18 protein-coding genes and 1 tRNA gene are annotated in these 20,508 nt (G+C 45.9%); 2 read left to right on the top strand and 17 right to left on the bottom strand.

The genetic code is table 11. The annotated features are described in order from the left end of the window. Positions 1 to 43: 43 nt before the first annotated feature. Both ACSJJG_RS02610 and ACSJJG_RS02605 read right to left on the bottom strand, forming a co-directional pair. Complete coding sequence (locus ACSJJG_RS02610; RefSeq protein ID WP_481088373.1) at positions 44 to 220, bottom strand: GNAT family N-acetyltransferase; 177 nt, start codon at positions 218 to 220, stop codon at positions 44 to 46. 47 nt (positions 221 to 267) lie between these two features. Next, entirely contained in the window at positions 268 to 819 is a 552-nt protein-coding gene (locus ACSJJG_RS02605) for a hypothetical protein (RefSeq protein WP_481088372.1), read from the bottom strand. A gap of 288 nt (positions 820 to 1,107) precedes the next feature. Here ACSJJG_RS02605 and ACSJJG_RS02600 point away from each other — a divergent pair. Together ACSJJG_RS02600 and ACSJJG_RS02595 are read left to right on the top strand one after the other, a co-directional pair. Beyond that, a tRNA-Ile gene (locus ACSJJG_RS02600) sits at positions 1,108 to 1,183 on the top strand. A 212-nt stretch (positions 1,184 to 1,395) separates the two neighbouring features. Beyond that, the gene (locus ACSJJG_RS02595; RefSeq protein WP_481088371.1) at positions 1,396 to 1,554 is read left to right on the top strand and encodes a hypothetical protein; all 159 of its coding nucleotides are present in this window, start codon (positions 1,396 to 1,398) and stop codon (positions 1,552 to 1,554) included. Positions 1,555 to 2,082: 528 nt separating this feature from the next. Here the strand turns inward: ACSJJG_RS02595 and ACSJJG_RS02590 are convergent. From ACSJJG_RS02590 to ACSJJG_RS02520, 15 genes are all read right to left on the bottom strand, one after another. Further along, a protein-coding gene (locus ACSJJG_RS02590; protein WP_282885528.1) for an IS5 family transposase occupies positions 2,083 to 2,849 on the bottom strand; the annotation gives its coding sequence in 2 pieces (ribosomal slippage) (positions 2,083 to 2,474 and positions 2,474 to 2,849; 768 coding nt in all). A 195-nt stretch (positions 2,850 to 3,044) separates the two neighbouring features. Next, positions 3,045 to 6,884, bottom strand: a complete 3,840-nt coding sequence (locus tag ACSJJG_RS02585) for a non-ribosomal peptide synthetase (protein WP_481088370.1) — start codon at positions 6,882 to 6,884, stop codon at positions 3,045 to 3,047. Positions 6,885 to 6,898: 14 nt separating this feature from the next. Further along, complete coding sequence (locus ACSJJG_RS02580) at positions 6,899 to 7,420, bottom strand: YkgJ family cysteine cluster protein (protein ID WP_481088369.1); 522 nt, start codon at positions 7,418 to 7,420, stop codon at positions 6,899 to 6,901. After that, entirely contained in the window at positions 7,417 to 8,709 is a 1,293-nt protein-coding gene (locus ACSJJG_RS02575) for an aspartate aminotransferase family protein (RefSeq protein ID WP_481088368.1), read from the bottom strand. The genes ACSJJG_RS02580 and ACSJJG_RS02575 overlap by 4 nt, the downstream gene beginning before the upstream one ends. Position 8,710: 1 nt before the next feature. Then, positions 8,711 to 9,892 (bottom strand): ATP-grasp domain-containing protein, encoded by a 1,182-nt coding sequence (locus ACSJJG_RS02570; RefSeq protein ID WP_481088367.1) that lies wholly within the window; start codon positions 9,890 to 9,892, stop codon positions 8,711 to 8,713. Positions 9,893 to 9,903: 11 nt separating this feature from the next. Next, entirely contained in the window at positions 9,904 to 10,875 is a 972-nt protein-coding gene (locus tag ACSJJG_RS02565; RefSeq protein WP_481088366.1) for a cysteine peptidase family C39 domain-containing protein, read from the bottom strand. Then, a complete protein-coding gene (locus ACSJJG_RS02560) occupies positions 10,862 to 12,280 on the bottom strand; it encodes an MATE family efflux transporter (RefSeq protein ID WP_481088365.1) in 1,419 nt (472 codons plus the stop codon). The genes ACSJJG_RS02565 and ACSJJG_RS02560 overlap by 14 nt, the downstream gene beginning before the upstream one ends. Then, positions 12,277 to 13,143 carry a class-II aminoacyl-tRNA synthetase family protein gene (locus tag ACSJJG_RS02555; RefSeq protein WP_481088364.1) on the bottom strand — a complete coding sequence of 289 codons (867 nt, stop codon included), beginning with the start codon at positions 13,141 to 13,143 and terminating at the stop codon, positions 12,277 to 12,279. The genes ACSJJG_RS02560 and ACSJJG_RS02555 overlap by 4 nt, the downstream gene beginning before the upstream one ends. Next, complete coding sequence (locus ACSJJG_RS02550) at positions 13,136 to 13,393, bottom strand: hypothetical protein (protein ID WP_481088363.1); 258 nt, start codon at positions 13,391 to 13,393, stop codon at positions 13,136 to 13,138. Before ACSJJG_RS02550 ends, ACSJJG_RS02555 begins: the two co-directional genes overlap by 8 nt. Beyond that, positions 13,381 to 15,189 (bottom strand): carbamoyltransferase family protein, encoded by a 1,809-nt coding sequence (locus tag ACSJJG_RS02545; RefSeq protein WP_481088362.1) that lies wholly within the window; start codon positions 15,187 to 15,189, stop codon positions 13,381 to 13,383. Before ACSJJG_RS02545 ends, ACSJJG_RS02550 begins: the two co-directional genes overlap by 13 nt. Beyond that, positions 15,161 to 16,318 carry a beta-ketoacyl synthase N-terminal-like domain-containing protein gene (locus ACSJJG_RS02540; protein ID WP_481088361.1) on the bottom strand — a complete coding sequence of 386 codons (1,158 nt, stop codon included), beginning with the start codon at positions 16,316 to 16,318 and terminating at the stop codon, positions 15,161 to 15,163. The genes ACSJJG_RS02545 and ACSJJG_RS02540 overlap by 29 nt, the downstream gene beginning before the upstream one ends. Then, entirely contained in the window at positions 16,311 to 17,069 is a 759-nt protein-coding gene (locus ACSJJG_RS02535) for a hotdog family protein (RefSeq protein ID WP_481088360.1), read from the bottom strand. The genes ACSJJG_RS02540 and ACSJJG_RS02535 overlap by 8 nt, the downstream gene beginning before the upstream one ends. 1 nt (position 17,070) lies before the next feature. Further along, positions 17,071 to 17,910, bottom strand: coding sequence for a hypothetical protein (locus tag ACSJJG_RS02530; protein ID WP_481088359.1), 840 nt, complete (start codon positions 17,908 to 17,910; stop codon positions 17,071 to 17,073). Between the two features lie 18 nt (positions 17,911 to 17,928). Continuing rightward, positions 17,929 to 18,999, bottom strand: coding sequence for a phosphopantetheine-binding protein (locus ACSJJG_RS02525; RefSeq protein WP_481088358.1), 1,071 nt, complete (start codon positions 18,997 to 18,999; stop codon positions 17,929 to 17,931). After that, entirely contained in the window at positions 18,999 to 19,685 is a 687-nt protein-coding gene (locus ACSJJG_RS02520) for an SDR family NAD(P)-dependent oxidoreductase (protein WP_481088357.1), read from the bottom strand. The genes ACSJJG_RS02525 and ACSJJG_RS02520 overlap by 1 nt, the downstream gene beginning before the upstream one ends. Positions 19,686 to 20,508: the final 823 nt, after the last annotated feature.

The following is a 20,508-nucleotide window of genomic DNA, read 5'->3' as shown; positions in this document are numbered from 1 at the left end:
TGATAAATCTGAAAAGCGTCTGTTTCGGCAGACGCTTTTTTATTTATTTTCGGCTAAATCCCTGATATTCAAACAACGGCTTAAAACCAATACGCCGGTACAATCCATTACCATAGCGAGAGGCATCCAAATAGCATGCAGTTGCACTATCTTGTTTGGCTTTATTCAGTACATGATTGATCAAGGCAAAAGCATACCCTCTTCTCTGCTTTTCCACCACCGTACTAATGTCATCAAGACGGACAAAATTATTTAATCTCGATAGAGTTAAAGAACGACCGGCAGCTCATCAATATACAAGGTATAATGTTGCAAATTTTTTCCGGCATCCAAAGCCGCCTGATGGCATTTTTGGTATTGCCCAGAAATAGCATCATCTGTCTCAAATGCACTTTCTATCGGGATTGCCCAATCATCTAAACAGTGGTCAACACACCGAATGTCATATTCCATAACCGAGACATTGTTCATCTGCCAATCCACCAAATCAAGTTGCATAGCTGTAGTTATGCTATCAGCATCCAACACAAATCCAGTTTGCTGAATCACTGCTAAAATTTGATTATTTGACTCTACGGCAACAATTGCAAAAGGAACATAAGTTTTCTCTTCCAGTAACCCAATTCCCCTTTGTAAATCTCCAGCAGTCTGTTCATTAACGATCACCAACAAAAAATTCAATGAATTCGTTTCAACACCTGTCACATAGGCTCGAACACTTTCACTGATATGCTGGGACATTTGGCTGATAGACGAAAAAAAATAATCTTCTATTTGGTGATGGCTCCAAATAGCAGCTGATAGTATTATCTTTTTCATATTTATTTACCCAAAATTTTTAAAAAATAAGGACATAAGAATGGTGGAAAATCAATGAAGAACACAAAACTGGACTAACATTTCTTGACCAGATTATGGTCAGAGACCAACAAATAATCAGAAATATTTATTATAAAAACAACCAACATCACTAAAAAAAGATTCCAGATTACTTCCAATAGACTGAAATACGTTAAAAGATACTGATTATTGTCTATAAAACGCGCATATGAATTTTGGGGACTAGACCTAGCACCAAACTGTACCGTATAATCCCTCCAGTTCGACGGCCCCTTAGCTCAGTGGTTAGAGCAGGCGACTCATAATCGCTTGGTCGCTGGTTCAAGTCCAGCAGGGGCCACCAAATTTTAGCTGTAATTTCAGCAAATTAAGCCACTTCTAAGCAAGTGGCTTTTTGTTTCTGTGAGACAGTGTCGCAAGTGTCGCACGAGATTTCTCTCCCCCTACCTCGTGCTGATTCTAAAATTAACCTCATTATGCCTTTCAATCGAACCTGTATACATAATTCACGATGGCTTAACTAAAATAGCGCCACAACTATTAAGGATAATGAAGATGTTTTCCAAAGAACGGAATATAAAAATTGAAGTATCGAAAGATAGTACTCTTATCGATTTGAAAGGATTGTCAACAGAAGAAGCAATTCAGATTATTGAATCTGCCTCTGCAATTCGAGTTGTACACGCAGACGAAGATAATTCAGCGAAGCAATAAATTTCAGTTCTCCACTTCCCACAAAGCCGCTCCAATCCTGAATTCTTTCATTTAACGCGGCTTTACCTTGTGATCCAAAATCCCACGTAAAATAGAATATCTCCTTTAATATCATTATGTTGATATTTCTTCGCGATCCATACTGCGATCCAAAAACTGAAATTTCCTGAAAATCTTTTCACTCCTTTCAGTTCGGAATTTTTCCCACGCCGCCAGTATTGGCGTGGTCTGGCGATACCGTTTGTAGCATTTTAAAACTGAAAAAACTTTTTGATCCAAAACGTGCAGGCGGGTGCGGTGTAGTCCGTTTTACGTGGGGTCGCCAAGCTGTAAGCGAAAGCGAAGTGGTTCTCCAAATAAAAGATAAGAAGCCGTAGCGTGCAGGAGCCGGATGGAAGGAACAAGGTGAGATCACCGGACGCTTACATTATGCCAGCATGGTGGCACTGGCATTTATCATTGTCTGGTTGCCGATGTGGATTGATTGAATTATGACCTTAAAACATCAACAGACCCTAGGTTATGTCGTCATAAAACATTCAGCCAAAGAACAAGACAACGAATTTGTACTGCGGCAAGAAAAGATGCGCGATTTTTTGCATAGCGCGTCGCGATACCCCGCCAGCGCTTAAGATGAAGAAACGCATTTTCAACTAAATGACGGAGTCGATAGAGTTCACGGTCGTATTCTCTGGCAACCTTTCGATTTTTCCGACTGGGGATCTGAATTTGCATGCCTTGTTGTGCCGCTTTTTCTACTATTGCGTTGCTATCATAGCCTCTATCTGCCAAAAGGTGCTCGGCATCAAATCCGTCAATCAAGGCCTCAGCTTGTGAACAATCCGCTGTGGTACCGCTTGTAATAACAACTCTGACCGGCATACCATGCGCATCCACGGCCAAATGTATCTTTGTATTGAGCCCCCTTTTGTGAGTCCCATCGCCTGATTACCGCCTTTTGCTCCCGCGGCATCGGGATGCACTTTAATATGGCTAGCATCAATCATTAACCACTCGAAATCAGGGGCATTCACTAACTGTTCGAGCAGTTTTTCCCATATCCCTTTATCTCTCCAACGGCAAAACCGACGATGGGTATTTTTCCAGTCACCATAATCAGGGGGCAAATCACGCCAGGGAGCTCCTGTCCGTAAAATCCAAAATACCCCATTGATAAAACGGCGATTATCTTCAGCAACACGTCCCCAAGCGCCCTGACGTCCAGGTAGATGAGGTTCAAGCAGAGCCCAAATATGATCTGAAATATCGTGACGGCGGTGTGCAGGTATACTCATGGTTAATCAGCTCTTTTGATGGAAGAAGAAATATTATCACACAATTTACCTCATGACGACACTGTCTAGGTAAGCAAGAGATTGAAATCATGAAATTACACTAAAAATGCTAACACATGCCCCATGCTATGGCCGGTGGCTTATAACCCTAATAGGGGTTCTTCCACATGACCCCATATAGGTGACCATAGATTTTTATGGTATCTTCACTTTCACAAATTCAAGTAAGTGCACAGCCAGCTCAGGGGCATGATCAGCCATAATCAGACTCATATGATCCCCGGAAGTCACAACCGTCGTTAATCTGGTACAAAAAGCAGCATAATATGCCTGTAGCCTTTCGCCTAATTGACGGTATATCTCCCCATCCCTGCCAGACAATACAAGAGACTCACCTTCAAAGACCCCTTTTGAATAATAATTACGGAATATTCGGAGATGTTGCTGGTAAAGTGCATCATGCTCATTGGCAAGATGTTTCAGTTCGCCCCCATACTTTTCGACCGAACTCTCATCAAACAAACTGCTGACCAACGATAATGGATCTTCCTGTTTTGACGTGTCTAATGATAGCCGTTCAGGCGGAATAATGGTTCCCTCAATAATAATGAGCTTCACACGCATACCACGCTGATGCATGCATCGACCTACTTCAAGAGCTATAGTTGAACCAAAGGAATGCCCAGCAAGCACAAGCGAGTCACCCTGAATATGCGGTTCTAGCGAATTAACGAAAAATGCAACAAGCGCCTCAATGCTGGACGATTCTTCGCTCGTAGGAGCGGGATAATCCAGAACATTAAGTTGTGCATTCTGGGCAAGTGACTGTGCAAGCTGGCGGTATGACGTGCTTCTTAATCCTGCAGCTGGGAAACACCAGATAACAGGACCTTTACAGGGTGCCCATGTTGAAAAACAGGATGGCATTTCACTCCGGGTATGGGCAATGAATGCCGCCAATTCTCTAATAGTCTGGTGTCGCGTTATCGCTGTACCGGGAAGCTGTAAATCCAGTTCACGATTAATTCGAGCCAGGCAGACCATTGCCAGAAGCGAATGCCCTCCACTCAGGAAGAAATTATCCTCTACACCTAATGTGCTAAGACCAAGCACCTCCTGCCAGATCCGGTGTAAAGCGTGTTCAGTCTCACCGACAGGTGCGACGATGGGCGCGGCAGACACCGTCGCCGAGACACTATCCATCTGCTGCAGTTTTAGACGATCGGTTTTTCCGTTCGGAGATAGCGGCATCGCGTCAAGGCAAATCCAGGTATCCGGTATCATGTGTACCGGAATAATCTCCTTGAGTCTGACGACAATATCATTACGATTTACCGTCTGCCCCTCACGGACTACATACCATGCCACTAGTCTTTGTCCTTGCGCTTCATTGTACCGCGCCTGAACACAGACTTGTTCAACCAGTCCTGTCGACTGTATCGCCGATTCAACTTCCCCGAGCTCAATGCGAAATCCCCGCAGTTTAATTTGACCGTCGCGGCGCCCGGCAAACTCAATGACACCATTCTGACGGAACCGCCCCCGGTCACCAGTGCGATACATCGTCCCTTTAAGGGTAAACGGATCCGGAAGGAATTTTTCGCTTGTCAGACTCTCGCGTTCCAGATAACCCGGGCCTACACCGTCTCCCCCGATAAATATCTCTCCATCAACACCTACAGGTACAGGATTAAAAAAATCATCCAGAATATAGATTCGACATCCAGGCACCGGTCGTCCCAGTGGCACAGGCTCCTGAAACTCGAATTCTCTCGGCCTGTACATTGACCAGACGGCAATGTCAGCGCATTCAGTAGGTCCGTATGAATTGATGAGCGTCTTACCACTTCTAAGGATAGTGTTAGCGAGTGCAGGCTCGATGACTTCACCGCCAAGGACGATCTTCTTGAGCGAACGGCATCGTGAAGAGCCAGAAAAAGCCCGATAGGCTGAAGGCGCACAACACAGATAATGAGGCTGGAAATGACTCAGCGCCCGAAGGAAACCAATGGCATCTGCGGGACTACTGTCCGGTATGATTACCATCCCACCACAAGCCAATGGCCCAAAAATATTTTTTTGGGTCAAATCAAAACTGAGAGAGCTGGCAAGGATAACACTTTCAGCCGGTTTCATTTCCAGCGCATCTTTGATGTACCACATCACCAGATTAGCGACACTACGATGAGTGTTAAGCGCCCCCTTGGGCTTCCCAGTTGAACCCGAGGTATAAATACAATAGATAATATCGTCAGGCCGGGGCTGGCTTTCAGGACGGGTCACCGGTTGTTTTATTAATTTATCAACGATCTCAGGTGAAGCCAGATCGATAACAAGCGGAACCGTGCTGAAGCTCTCTGACGCACCCTGAACAATCATTGCGCTGGCCCCTGCGTCCTCTGAGATATAGTGCTTTCGTTCAGCAGGATAATCAGGATCAACAGGAACATACGCAGCGCCAGCTTTGAGGATCCCATAGATTGTCACGATGAATTCAGGACCTCGAGGAAGACAGACCGCGACCCGTTGTCCCGCTCTGATACCGTTACTGGTTAGAAAATGGGCGAGTTGATTGACCCTGCGATTAAGCCTGTCGTAGGTTAATTCCCCCTCAGAAAACCGAAGTGCTATTCCATCTGGTGTGCGTTGGACCTGCTCTTCGAAAAGAGTTAATACCGTCAGGTTGTCGCTGTAGCGATATGGAGAAGTATTCCAGGTCTCCAGCATCATACCAAGCTCTTCCTTCGTCAGCATCGCATAAGCCGATACCCTCTTCACAGGCTCACTTAAAATTTCCTCAAGGAGCTGGAAGTAGTGCCGTGTGAACCCCTTCACCGTTTCGGCTTCGAATCGAGACGCTCTGTATTCCGTAATGAGATTAAAATTATCGTCATGCTCTGCCAGAATAAAATCGAGATCAAACGCCGCAACTTCGTTACCCATAGGCACCGCACGAACGCCTGTATCACATAGCTGCTCACCCACTCGCGCATGGTTTATACAAATCTGGAAAAACGGATTGCGTGTTTCATGACGCGTCGGACGTAGTTCTCTCACCAGTTCATGAAAAGAAACATTGCTGTGCATCATGGTGCGGATAAGGCGGTTTCTTATCTGATGAAGCAACGCTTCTGCTGTGGTCTCGGTTGTTGCACGTAACCGCAATGGCAGGACATTAACAAACAAGCCCGCCAGGAACGGTTTATCATCGTCCTTACGAAGCGATACGGGTACCCCCACCACGATGTCCATGCTCTGGCTATATCGCATCAGCAATACACTACATACTAGGGTATGAAGCATAAATGGCGTAACGGCGTGATGACGGCAATATGCCTCTGCCCGTGCATATAACTCGTCAGGAAAACGATGTGACAGGGTCTCTGCTTTACGTGTTGTGTTGCCCGCAGTCGGTAATGCAGGCAATGTTATCTCTGAAGGGGCGTCAGCCAGCTGAGTTCGCCAGTAATCCAGAGCACGTGATGTGACCGAAGAGGACAAAAGCGTTGATTGATAGTCCGAAACAGTACTGCTGCTTACCATCGACAGGGACTCACCAGGTCGCGTCCATAACCGCATAAAATCTGCCGTGAACATGGCCGCTGACTGCCCGTCGAAGATAATGTGGTGAATGACAATGAGCAAAGTGGCCCTACCATCAGCCATCCTGAACAACGTCAAACGATAAAGGGGATCATCCCTAAGCATAAATGGCCTGGCTATTTCCCCCCTCAACAGGTGCTCAATCGCAGGGCCATTGACCTCCTCAGCCTGAATGACGGTAATAGTGCACGGCGGAGGCGATACCCAGTACTGGCACGGAACACCGTCTTCTCTTTCAGTTATGCGGGAATGAAAGCAGCCATTAGAACGGAACAATGTGTCACACACGCTCTGAAGACGCTCAATGTCCGGGCTGGACGAGAAATCAAATCGTACCGGCACATTATGAGATGAGTTCCGTTCTGACAATTTATCCTGATACCACAAGCCGGTCTGTAGTTCAGACAGCGGGTATAATGCACTTGTCATCATGTTTTCCTTTTCCTTCAAACAGACACAACGGGGATCCCGCTGCCATCTCCGCTATAGTTCACCATTCTTGCCTTACGTAAGAATTCGGCTATATCGCCGTCCCTTGCCAACAGGGTGCCTGTACGCAATGCCTGATCACGGTACTTGTCCAGAGATAAACCCATTCTAATAGCCGGGCAGGATTTGCCTTCCACAACTTCCAACTCGTCTCCCGCAAACTGAAACCAGAAAGGGAAGACACGACAATCCACCGGCTTATACGCATTACTCCCCTGACCCGGAGATACACAGCACCCCATATCAGCAGGAACGATCTTCATACCACCGTGATAGTTGTCATCAATAATGTTGTAATGACTCAGGCTGAATCCCATTTTTTCAGCACTTTCCTTTTCGCCGGGTAGGAGCAATATGTATGAATCGGTGTATGTGCAGCAGTCCCAGCTACAGGCCCCCTCAGAAACAAGTTGGCTGCATGTCGGGATTTTTTCATCCAGTGTCGCCAGCACTGAAGACAATAATTCCACCGTCATCATGATACGCAACTCCAATGGGCAATTGACTTGCAGGCAGCCTCAGCAAACGCCGAAAGCGTTGTTTCTTGTGTGGCCGCGGAGACATACATTGTCTCTTCAACATCCGGACAAAGGTGATACCCCTGATTGCGCATGTCCACATACAATCCGGTAAAAATGTGCCTGGCCTGGCGGTGAACATCTTCATGGTTCGCAATCAGCGTCCCCTTCGGATGGAAAATAAACGCGAAAATACTGCCTCGACGTGCAAAGATAAAATCAGTGCCAAATTTCTTCTGGTTCAATGCGATCTGCTTTTCAAGATAGCGTCCCTTCTTATCAAGCATTTCATAAAAACCGGGTTCACTGAGCACCGTGAGCGTCGCAATACCCGCGCGCATGGTCAATGGGTTGCCAGCAAAAGTGCCCCCCTGAAGGATCTGCTCTTTATCCAGCAGATGCATAATGTCCTTTCGTCCACCAAATGCACCAACTGGTGTTCCTCCGCCGATAATTTTCCCGAACGTCACCAGATCGGGCTCAACGCCCAGCAAATTACTCACAGGGCCATAGGTCAAACGGAACCCGCTAATGACTTCATCGAAGATCAGCAATATGCCCGTTTCGTCACATATCTCTCGTAATCCTTTCAGGAATGAAATGGCTGGATCAACAAGCGACATATTGCATGGCAATGGCTCGAGGACGATAGCTGCAATTTCACCTTCAAAGGCAGCCACTGCACTTCTGACAGAATCCAGATCGTTAAAGACCGCCATAATGTTTGCTTTCATGGCATCAGGATCGAGACCCGCTGATTTATAGTCCTTCTCAGATTTGCTCTGTACTAGGTCAAAATGCCCGTGATACCCACCACGGAAGCGAATGATTTTTGTCTTCCCGGTGTAGGCTCTGGCAAGCCTGATTGCAGACATGACCGCTTCGGTCCCGCTGCAAACAAAACGGATCTGCTCCAGAAAATTTGCCGTACCCGTAATCATCTCAGCAAGCTGCGTTTCATCAGACGTAACCGTTCCAAAGAGTGAACCTGTCTGAACCCTCTCGGTTATGGCGTTGACAATGGCAGGATGGTTATGACCAAGGATCATCGGGCCAAACCCATACATAAAATCGTGATAAACACGGCCGTTAACATCATACAGGCACTCACCAATAGCCTTATCAATCACCAGTGCCTGAGAATTCACATTTCTGCATGCGCGTAGCGGCGAACTGACACCACCCGGAATAACTTTTTCAGCGCGGATAATTTCTTTACGGATAGCTTGCGAAGTTGCTTGTTCAGTCATCTTACTTCACTCCCAGTTGATGTTTTTCCAGCTCACAAAAAATAGATTCAGCGCCAGCCCTGTCTGAGCACGCAAAAAAAACAGTAATAATGGTTTCGGAATTGAGTGGTGGGCACATTACATAGTCACCATCATCCCGATATTTGATAACGACACGGGCACCAAGCTCATGACAAAGAGATTCTGTTTTCTCTGTATCAAAAAGCACACCGTTACGCGGTGCGCAAAAATCATATTCAAGTCCAACCATACGATGTGTGTAATTCAGAGGTTCACCATCATGTAAATGATGAAGTGCGTGGTAAGCATCAAGCCCGCAGCAAATATCCATCATCACCTGCCCGGTCACACCGCCACCTGACAATCGTGGACCAATCTCAAGTAAATAAATCTGACCAGAGTCTGTTACCCGAAACTCAGCATGGAACGGTGAATTATTTAATCCGGTAGCCGTGATAACATCTCGAATAATAGATATAAACTCTTCGCCCTTACGTGAACAAAAGGGCATCGTGATATACGCTGTTTCATGAAAATACGGGCCGGTAAGATCCGGTCGTTTAATGTGAAATAGCATCGGGTAAAAACAATTATTCTTAATAAACCCGTCTATCGCAAACTCCTTCCCATCAATGTACTCTTCAACAATGATTGATGAATGGCCATGCAATTTGCGAAAATACTCACCAGCGCGTCGTGACTGAGACCAGGCCTTTGAAAATAAATCTGATTCACTGACCTTCGTGACCCCGGTACTATAAAAACCATTTGAGGGTTTAATGACAACAGGATAGCCCACTGTTGACTCAACCCATTGCCGGGCAGGTAAACTGTCACGAAGTTCACTGGTTTCATACCAGCGGGCTATACAGTCCAGGCGAGGGAGCGACTTACGAAAACGGACCTTATCAGTGAAATCTGCTATCGTTTCCGGGTCTCTGTGAGGCTTACCCGCAATTCTCTTCAGAAGATCAACATTCACCTGCAAACCATCACTAAAAGAAATAATATCATCATACTGATATAAATCGTGCGCTGAATTAATCATCTCCGCCCAGGACTCATGATTATCAGCAGTCAGTGAAGGAAAGTCGAAAAAATCGACGTGCAATCCATTATCTTGCGCCCAGGAATAATAGTGACGGGCGTGCTCCGACCGCCCTAAATACAATATTTTTCTCATATCTTCCTTTTTTAAAGCTGATCAGATGAGATATTTTTCCAAAGTACCAAGGTCAGTTGTTGAATATCATCAAAACGAAGCTCTATGCGCTCCAGAACAGCTGGCGATAAGGTGGCTTCGTATTTCAGAGCCATAATAGAGAGCGCATGCCATGCCTTTCTGAGCAAACGTAATTGCTCGATCGTCTCAATGTTAAATTTCCCCATCACAAGCGCATCTTCTAGCAAGAGCAAGCCAGGAATAATATAGAGAACCACAATGTGATCGAATATTCGCCTGGCAGCGCGGACCGCTTGTTCATCTCCTCCCCTCAATAGTGCGAGATTTAGAGATTTATACTCCCTTACAGCCTCGTTAAATCGTGCTGTCGCGAGAAACTGATTGGCCTGGTCAATGATGGCATCACGAATGGTCAACCCCGTCTGCCTGTGCGATATACGCATAACCCAGTAATATCCCATGTGGTCATGGGCTTCACTACGCACTCGCTCCGTACAGGCTTTCTCAAAAACATCAGCACGAAGCGTTGCATTGCATGCCCAGGGAACTCGGTCGACAATCAGGGAATCTACAATATGAACCCATTCGCCGTTATCACTGATACCTGTCACGAGTATGGCGTGGAGATAACCCGTCTTCTGACTGTAAACATCGGCATAATCCAGCCAGCGTGAGTTAACCCAGACGATCACCCCACCTTCCTTTTTCAGAAGCTGGCGAAGCTGCTCACGCCATTTTTCTGCTATGGGGATCCGCTTAGGATCACCACCGTAGGCGCGGACCCCCACTAACCCCACTTTTTCAACTGAAAAGGTCAACTCAGGCATCTGCCATTCATCAAGCCCCGCCTCAAGGAGAAAACCGCCGCTGCAGGCAAGCAATTCGCTTTCATTTACCTTTATCCCTTTTATTTCAAAGAGCTTTTCAAGACTGCCGGTAAAGCAATTAATCGAGGGAGTGGCATCAACTTCAACCTTGTACATGCGTCTTCTCCTCCATTTCGAAGCCATGCTGTACCAGCTGATTCTCTTTATTTTTTATCGCCTTGAAAATGCGAAGAAAATAGACAACGCCTATGAACAATTCGAATACTGACCCTATGATCCAGAGCGTAATCAGCGTCTCAGGAGCATCCTCATAGTGGCGTGCAGTGTAATAAATTAACGGCACGCTCAGTCCCCACATCATGAGAAAACGGACCCAAAACATAAAGCGAGTCATTCCGAGACACTCGAGCACCGCCGACCCAGTCATTGAGAAAACAAAAGTAAGTGAATACGTCCAGAGCACTTTTTCAGTATCAATAGCCAGTGCGTAGATTGCCGCGCTGTCATGCGATAGACCGAAAAGGCTCATGAGCAATTCAGGGAACCCCACCTGAATCACGGCCACTAAACCCACGTAACATAATTCAATCACCAACGTCACCAGCAAAATACGCTGGAGGTGATGGTAGCGACCCGCACCTACAGCATTTCCACAAAGAATGCTGCAGCCAATACCCAACCCAATAACAGGAATAATGGCCATATAATTGATGGTCAGGTTCACATTATTCGCTGCCAGCGCGACAGATCCCAGAATGCCAGCAATCCAGACAAATGCGGTATTTCCAAGCTCATCAATCCCATTTGTCAGCCCGGAAATATACCCCCGGCGTAGACGGAAAAGCATCATAGAAAGGATCCCCTTTACCCGCCCCGATAACATTCTCCCGAGTTGCTCATACAACTCGCGTGGCAGAAGATAAAGGTATAGACAGGACATAATAAGGCTCGCGATAAGCGTACCCGTGGCCGAACCTCGCATCCCCATTTCCGGCAAACCAAACTTACCGAAGGTAAGCCCTACCGTAAAAATAATGTCGCAGATCTGTCCCACCAGCCCGACAAAGAATGTCGTTCGCGTACGCCCCGTACCATTAAACCAGGAAGCCAGAGAGACGTTAAACACCATAAACGCGCCAAAGTACGCCGCGATAAAGAGATACTGAGATTCAAGCGCAATACTGACAGCGCTGCGGTTACTCATCTCAGGTATCTGCGCTATCAAAGGCGATAACAGCATCAGAATTAAACCCGCGACCAGGCCGGTGATCATCCCGGCACTCCCCTCCTTGATAGCCGCTTCCTCACCATCACGTCCCCAGGCCTGTGCAACGAACGAACGGTAAATCGCAACCGTTGAACTGAAAAAAGCAATAATCGTCATTGCAGTAAAAATTGCAGGCCCTGATGCTTCAAGTGTCGACTCGGAATACCGTGCGAGACACAGGCGATCAATAACCATCATGAGGAGATTTCCCGTCATACTTCCCATTAAGGGAAGAGATACACGTATGATCTGAGCTGATATGCGGACCCACGAATCTTCCTGATGCACCATCATAAATGCTCCTGCAAACCATCAGGCATAGCCCGATATAACTGAGTGATAAGACGATGCGGTTCGTTTCCAGCCGTCTTACTGAGAAGAGTAAGCAGTAATCTTTCCATACCAAACGCAACACAACTGGAGTGGAGCTCAGTGTTCAGCCGAGCGGCTCGAATATTGAATTTCATTGTGAATAATTCACGATGATAGTTTCTTGACCCCACACTCACCGCAGGGCCCAGTTCGCCGCCAGACACTATTTCCTTCTTAACGCCAAGCACGCGTTGAACCTTTTGAGTGACAACACTGTTTTCACCATAAAACACATCATTCGCGGTCTCCTGATAAAAGCTGTTGTCCACACGATTTAAGAAAGACAAAACACGTTCAAAAATCCTGTCACAGGACTGCATAACCGCATCCGGCGTACCAAGAAGAATAAATTCCCGCATGGTAAAATTAACCAGACGACCCGGTGCGTCCTGTTCAGGCTCATATCGATGGCATTCACCTTTAGCCGTATAAAACACCAAATCCCCGTTTAGCGTTTTGTTTTCCAGAGCCGCAAAAGTGTGATAGCATGTAGACGGGCTTAGCACGAGTTTGACACTTTGGTCATCAGGCAAAATATGTGGCAGCGCAAAGAGAGGATTCGCAGGCAATTTATTAAAGAACCCGATTTTTTCAAGAACCTCTGCCGGAAGCAGCGTATTACAACTGTGCGGCGCAAAGTGTCCTTCCTGTTCAGCCAGCTTAACAAGCAGGCTGTCAAGCACTAGGTAAGCCTTGTACAGCTCCCCATGAAACCGATAACCAATAATCTTGCCCTTAGAGGCATTAACGGTCAGAAAACCACGTTCAGTCAGTTCGTTAATCATGATCTGACTCCAATGGTGCCGGAATAATTCCGCGTATTCTGTCCGTGAGAACATCCACGGAATCCACATGCAGTAATGTCGCATCCAGATCGTCAAGAAAAACCCCTAAATGCTCTTCGAGCGTAACAATGAAACGCATGTAGCTTAAGGAGTCATGCAGAATATCCGGTACCGAAATCACCACATCGCCCTCTTTTTTATTTGCCATCTCAACCAGTATTTCAGTAATGATTTCTTTCAACGTTTGCATACAATGACCCCCTGTAAATAAAGACGGTCAAGAGAAGTATTCATAAAGGTATCCAGTGCTGTTCGCGGATCCATAATAAGTGGCTGCCCTTTCACATTGAATGACGTGTTTACCACACAGCCATGACCCGTTGAATGCTTAACGGACTTTAGTAAACGGTAAAAAACGGGATTAAATTGCTCAGTGACAAGCTGGGTTCGCGCCGTTCCGTCAGCATGTCGTACGCCACTGACAACATTTGCCATCGATGCCTTTACCGTAGCCGTACTCAGCATGTAGCGATAAGGATTCTTGTGTTTGACCTCAAAAATAGTGTCTAGGCATTCATCTGTAATAGCGGGAGCAAACGGCCTAAAACCCTCACGAAACTTCACCGTCCTGTTAATGCGTTCTTTTATTTCCTTTCCTGAAGGCAACGCTAGAATTGACCTATTCCCCAGCGCACGCGGACCAAACTCCATACGCCCACTGAACCATGCAATGATGAGATCATCCCTGATAGCCTGTGCCGCCGAAGCAAAGTATTCCTCGGTATATCCCAGAGTGGTGAAACTGAGTTGTTTATACTGCGGCTCAGCAATGAGTGCCTGTATCTCCTGATCCGTATATTCAGGTCCAAGATATGGAGAAAAGAAAGAGGCTTTGGTCTGGTATGAGTGCGCATGAGCAAGGGCTGCGCCTAATGCGCTACCGTCGTCACCGGATGCAGGCTGAATAAAGATATCCTCAACCTCCTCAAGACTGGCTATCAGTTGGTTTGCGCGGCAATTCAGGAAGACCCCGCCTGCCAGACATAATCGGGAATGCCCGCTTCGACGAAGCCACCAGCGTGCCAGATTGCATAACATTTCACTAAAACGCTTTTGCAGTGCGGCAGCAAAATCGGCATGATCCTGAGTGACCTCTTCAGCAGCGTGACGCGACGCCAGACGTGTAGATGACTGGATCCACGACAGCGCGCCGGGATATCCCTCTTCAGCAGAGTTCAGTGCCCCCTGAGGCCAGCAAACAAGGATCTGACCTGTTTCATCATCGAAGCGCAGGAAATCATCGAAAAATGGAGAGTATTTCTGGCTGTCCCCGTAGGCCGCCAGACCCATGACTTTGTATTCGTCACTGTTGAACATAAATCCCAGAAAGCGGGTACAAACGGAGTACGCAATCCCGGGTGAGGAAGAAATCGGCTGCGTGCCAAGACGTTCAAATTCGCCGTTTCGGCAGCTGAAAATACTGACAGATTCCGTTTCCCCCATACCATCAGCCACAATGCATAATGCACTATCAAAACCCGATGGTAAAAAAGCAGAAACAGCATGGGTGTAGTGATGATCTGTCGCGCGAAAACGCACCCTTACGTTCGACCACCCCGCTTGCTCAAAATGCCTGATTACTGTCTCAGAGCTGTATATAGCATCAAATTTCGCTTTATCAGCCCCTGAAACAAAAAACCGCCGGCAGGCATCATAATTAAAACCGTGGGCAATAATATCAACCTCATCCTCTGCTATTCCTGCCGCACGAAGACAATAGTCAATTGCCTGACGAGGAAACTCTCCCGTTCCCTTAACACCGTTGAATCGTTCTTCACTGGCAGCAGCAATAATCTCACCGTCAACAATAATACAGGCAGCACTGTCCAGCCCCTGACAAATTCTCGCATCAAGGGGCTCAATATTCGCATAATGCTCTTTCAGCCATTTCTGGGCATCTGGCAAGCCACTAATTCCTAATACGATCATTTGTTTATCCTTGTCTGTCAGTGCCAATTCAGGGCAACCGGAAAAGTGAGATGGCATTATTTCCGCCAAAACCAAACGCATTGTTTTGAACAATCCTGACAGGCCTTGAATTATCAGGACCGTCAGTGATGAGGTTAAAATCAAATTCTGTATCAGTGGTATTCGTAGGCGGAACTTGCTGCTTTACAAGAGTCAGACAGCTTGCTACCGCTCCCGTCGCACCCGCTGTTGCCATCATGTGCCCGGTAGTACCTTTGATGGCAGTTATACGCGCATGGGGATAAACGTCAGAAAAAATTCCTGCCTCAACGGCATCATTAGCTTTCGTACCTGTACCATGTGCATAAATGACGTCCACATCTTCTGCGTGAAGTCCCGCAGATTTGAGCACCTTTTCATGGCAATTCTGAACGCGCGCTCTGTCAGGATTCGTCGGATGTCGGGCGTCATTATTACTTGCAACTGCGACCAGCTCAGCCAAAGGCTTCTGGCCGGGTAAAAGCGTATCCTCACGCTGAAGGATCAGAAATGCAGCCCCCTCAGAGATAGTGATAAATCGGCGCTTTGAAGAAAACGGTCTGCAACGCTCCACACCCAGTGCGTTTAACATGTAAAAACCTGACCAGACCTTAAGTGAAAAAGCATCAGCTGCGCCAACGATGGCAGTAGTGATTACGCCGGTACGCATCGCATCTAACGCAGTTTCTAATGCGACATTCGCAGACGCACAGGTGTTGTGAACAACCATCGCCGGACCTGATAGACGAATAAACTGGCGAATGTCTGTTGCGACGTTATATCCGCTATAACCGTAACGACGCCATCGCGAATCATCCCCTTCAACAGACTCATCAAGAATGTCTGCCTGTGCTTCATTGTTTCCGGCAAATACAGCTGCGTGCCGAAAAAGTTCATGACCTTTACTAAGTCCTGCATGTGTGATAGCTTCCTCCACAGCAGTCAGCGCATAGAGTGACGAATCTGGTAAATCACCAAATCGTGACCGTAGCGAGAGCTTTAGTTCTGCTGGGATCCTGCCTGCAAGGAACTGTCCTTTCATCGTGGGATAGAAAGAAGGCTGCGGTGTAAAGCATTCTCTCTTTTCCTTCAGCGCTTCCCATAACACCTCGACGCCTTCACCAAAGGGTGTCAGTGCGCCAAGTCCCGTCACGTACACTTTATGCATGGACATTCCCCTGCAACGAATGCGTTTTCATCGACACAGCACCCTGAATATCGAGTAATAAGGTACCGTCACCGTTAATTACATTTCCTTCCCATGTGAGAAGGTTTCCTTTGCGTGTAACCCGTGTACTAAGCATGAATTTATCCAATTCAGACATAAGTGAAGTACTGACCCGAATTTTGCTAAATCGAACAAATACAAAACGAGACTCAGCTGCAACAGACCTCTCCAACTCAGAAGCATTCACTACGAGAGCAAGATTCCCCAAAGCCTCAACAAGAAGTAAAAATACCCCGCCAGCACAGGTTTCAATCCAGGGCGATCGCTCGATTGCTAATTTCGTGTCAATCACACAGCTTGCGCACGTAAATGAAGAGTCTGTTTGTATTTTTTCCGGGAGAAACCAGTAATCCGGATGCCTGAGAGGTATCACAGAATGTTCTGCCCCTTTTGCAACAAAGGCCTCTGTGTGACCCGCGAGTTCTGCTTTCGAAACGGTAAGCCGAAACGAGAAAAAAAGGTTCTCACTGTTACAGCAAAGGATATTTCCCGAATGATTGCGCTCAAAAATAAAATCCACATCGGGCTTAATCATCTTGCGAAATATCAGCGAATCAATACTGAGGTGGTTAGCATTCCCTGCAGGAAAATTTGCCAGATAACCAGAAAGCGGCATAAATCCAGGAACAACAGGATCCCCTGGAAAATGCGCTTTAAATACCGAATGCTTTGCATTTATGGAGCTCGCCATCTTATCCCTGCCCTTCGCCAGACCTGACGGTTAGGTGCGCTGCATGCTCATCCTGAATACATATCAGATGTGCAACGGGAGGGTTAAGAGTCAGGGCCTCAAGAAAACGTGCAAACTGAAATGCAGCGTTATATGAAGTGTTGGTGTGAACATTAGGCATCGCTCCCTCTGACAACACCGCCCCCCTCTGACGTGTACGGGTATAAACAAATACAGGTTCATTATCCGGATAAGAAAAGGTTTCATCTGGCTGATAAAAATGAAATTCAGCGCTGAAATCCGCCCCCTTAACTAAACCGGCATAAGCCACTGCTGAATCAAGGGGCTTATGCCCTGGATGCCGGAGAGCAACATCTCCCTTCCCTGCAGGCTCGTAGATATCTCCCAAAAATACATGCGCTGTACGCCCAAAGTCAGTGTTGATGAAAGTCAGCGCTTTTAACATCATCACGACCATCGTTTCTGCTCCCGCATTCAGCGTACAGTTCCCCCCGGTAATACCGCGATCGATATTGACAAACGTTGATGCAGAGCTCGTTGTAGCATGAGGAAATTGCTGAGCTGACGCCTTCCTGACATCCTCTTTGCATTGCAACTGAAAACGTAACATAGATGCCAGGTTTCCATATTCGGTCCCTACTAATACGGCTGCGTCATCATTATCAGGTTGAGGTGTAATGTTTTTTCCTGCCAGATAACTGCATATCCGGCTAAAATCATCCCGAAAACGATCACCAGCAGTACCCGCAAACTCAGCCAAATCTACAGGCAGAGTAAATGTATGGGTCTCATCGCCACCAGACGGATACAACGACGTTTTAGCAATATTGAATCGCAACATATTTTATTTCCTGACCATTCAGGACTGCTGAGGTTCTGCAAGCAAAGACTCAATATGCCCCTCAAGCTCGTCGACAGTAGTGATTGAAGCAAGAGCATCTTCGGATAACGTAATGCTGAATTCGCTTTCTACACCTAAAACCAGATCAATAAGCTTGAGCGAATCAATACCCAGGTCGGCATTCAGTTCCTGAGTCCCATGCACTTTGTCGGGACTGGTTTCAGCAACAGTGGCAATAATTGCGTAAATTTTTTCTTTCATGTTGTCCTCTTCCTCATCTCGATGATCGTCACTGGCACATGGCAGACTAGCGTGAATGGTTCGCATATAGTCCCGGGTATCAACGATGGCCTGTATGAACCCCTCTTCGATCTCATTACGAGTTATCTCTCCCGCCTCAAGCATTTTTTCAATACATTCACAGGTGAAGCGTGCATGAGCTTCTTCACCATCCTCAGCCATATGAATATCAAAGTAAGGATCATGCAGCGTTTCAGTAGGATCGCGGTTCAGACATGCCAGATACAATAAAGAAATCTGGAAGTCCGCCTCCGTTTCAATCCCCAACGCATAACCCATCGCGTAGCCAAGAGAGGCTTTATAGCCGGCCAGCATATTGGAATTAAATTCGTTCGCCGCAGCAGGAATAGCCGCTTTTCCCTGGCCTGCATCAATGCCAAGTTTCAACATGTAATTGCGAAAAAGTCCGTGATGCGGCTCCGGAGTATTTTCCTCAAGAATGATGCCCTTGATATAATCTTTCCATACTGCATTGCCATTCTTATTCTGAACCTCAGGCAAAACGAGACGCTGGAAACCATAGCCTGAACCCCAGTAATACTCACACATGAAATGATCGAGCTGTTCTGCACTGAGCTTGTTCTCAAGTAGCGCGAGATACATCGGATTATCAATATGACTGAGTGACTTCATCCTCACTTTCAATAAATCGTTTAACCACGGTAATGAGGATGGATCGGGTCTGGCACTGATCCTTTGGTTATAAATCCATTCAGGAAGCTGGGTAAAAGATTTAATATTGCGAGCAGCATCAACAAATTTATCCGTTGCATGCGAAGTGACTTCCATTACATACCTCCATCTAGAGTGAGTGTTGTACCCGTCAAATAATCAGAAATGGCGAGCAATCCCACACAGAAATTAGCTATCTCCTGTACATTCGCCATACGTTGCAATGCAATATTCTTTCTAACCGCCTCACGCTTATCCTGCGGCAGATTTTTCAACATTCCACCATCGATATAACCTGGCATAACCGTATAAGCCCGTACATTAAAACGTCCATAATCATTCGCAATATTTTTGGCAAGCATATTGAGCGCAGCTTTAGAGCATGAATACGCAGCAGCGCCTGTTGCGCCTCTGACAGCCGCAGTGGAGGACAAAAACTGGAAAATACCTTCCCTATTTTTTATAAAATGCGGCAATACATTTTTGACCACTCTGACCGCACCAAGAAGATTGACGTCTATAACTGACTGCCAGTCATCAATTCCTTGATTATGAATGAGTTTGTCTTTAGTTATGGCAGGAAAATAGAGAACGGAATATATCCTTTCATGTAAACTGAATACACTCTCAAAGGCCCGCTTGACACTCTCATCAGACGTAACATCTATATGAATCTCATCCTCACTCGGCGTCCTTGTCATTGCTTTAACCATGTAATTATTATCTTTAAGAACTTTTATGACTGATCTTGCAATATCACCCGACGAACCAACAACGACTACGAGTCCCTTTTTACTATCCATTAACTTGACCCCGAAAAATGATATTTTACATTTTATTAACCAATTGCAAAAAACTTATCAACAAAAAAAATCAAATGCAATAAAAAAGGTTTTGTCGCAGCAATTATTAATGAACAGACGTAAACTGAAATTTATAACGATATAAAATTAAAATAAAAACATCATTTTTCTCTATCTAAAACGGTATCAAATAGCGCGAAAACTTTTTTATTCTTTACTCGTAATGCCATGTAAAGAAAAAGAAATTTTTTCATTGAGAATTGCTGGTTCTGTCGCATTAATGGAGAAATCGCGAGAGGAAAAGTAGGTTGGGGTTGTAAGCCGGAGAGAGCGTAAAAATCTGTGGGGCACTTTATTAAGCCACTATAAATTAAGCAATTAAGTATGCTATATCAGATAGCAGTGAGAACCACCCAATCGCCACAATTCCCCGTAAACTGAGTTATTAAACTATTTTATTCATCTCTCACCAAATCCATGCCCCACACTTTTTTACGCTCTCGTTGACTCACTCTCCTTTTAATATCCCGCCGATTGCACTTAATATGCTAATTCAGCAGTACTCTACAGTTTTGAACTTTTGTATAGAAGATCCTTATTAGCAATAAATATTACATTCTTTTATTTCAGGGTAAATAAACAAAATGTAAACATAGCACAAATTAACCATTCAGCATGAGTGCATGTTTTTTCTTGTATTAACAAATACTCTCGATAACAAAATTAATAGACATCATATATGCAAAATTTTATTTCGATAATACTAAGTTTAAATTTCACATTAAAATTAAGATATAGCTTTAGGATTACCTTCATTTATCTC

The organism is Xenorhabdus sp. SGI 60 (assembly GCF_056632175.1).
This window is presented reverse-complemented; position numbering and strand designations above follow the sequence as displayed.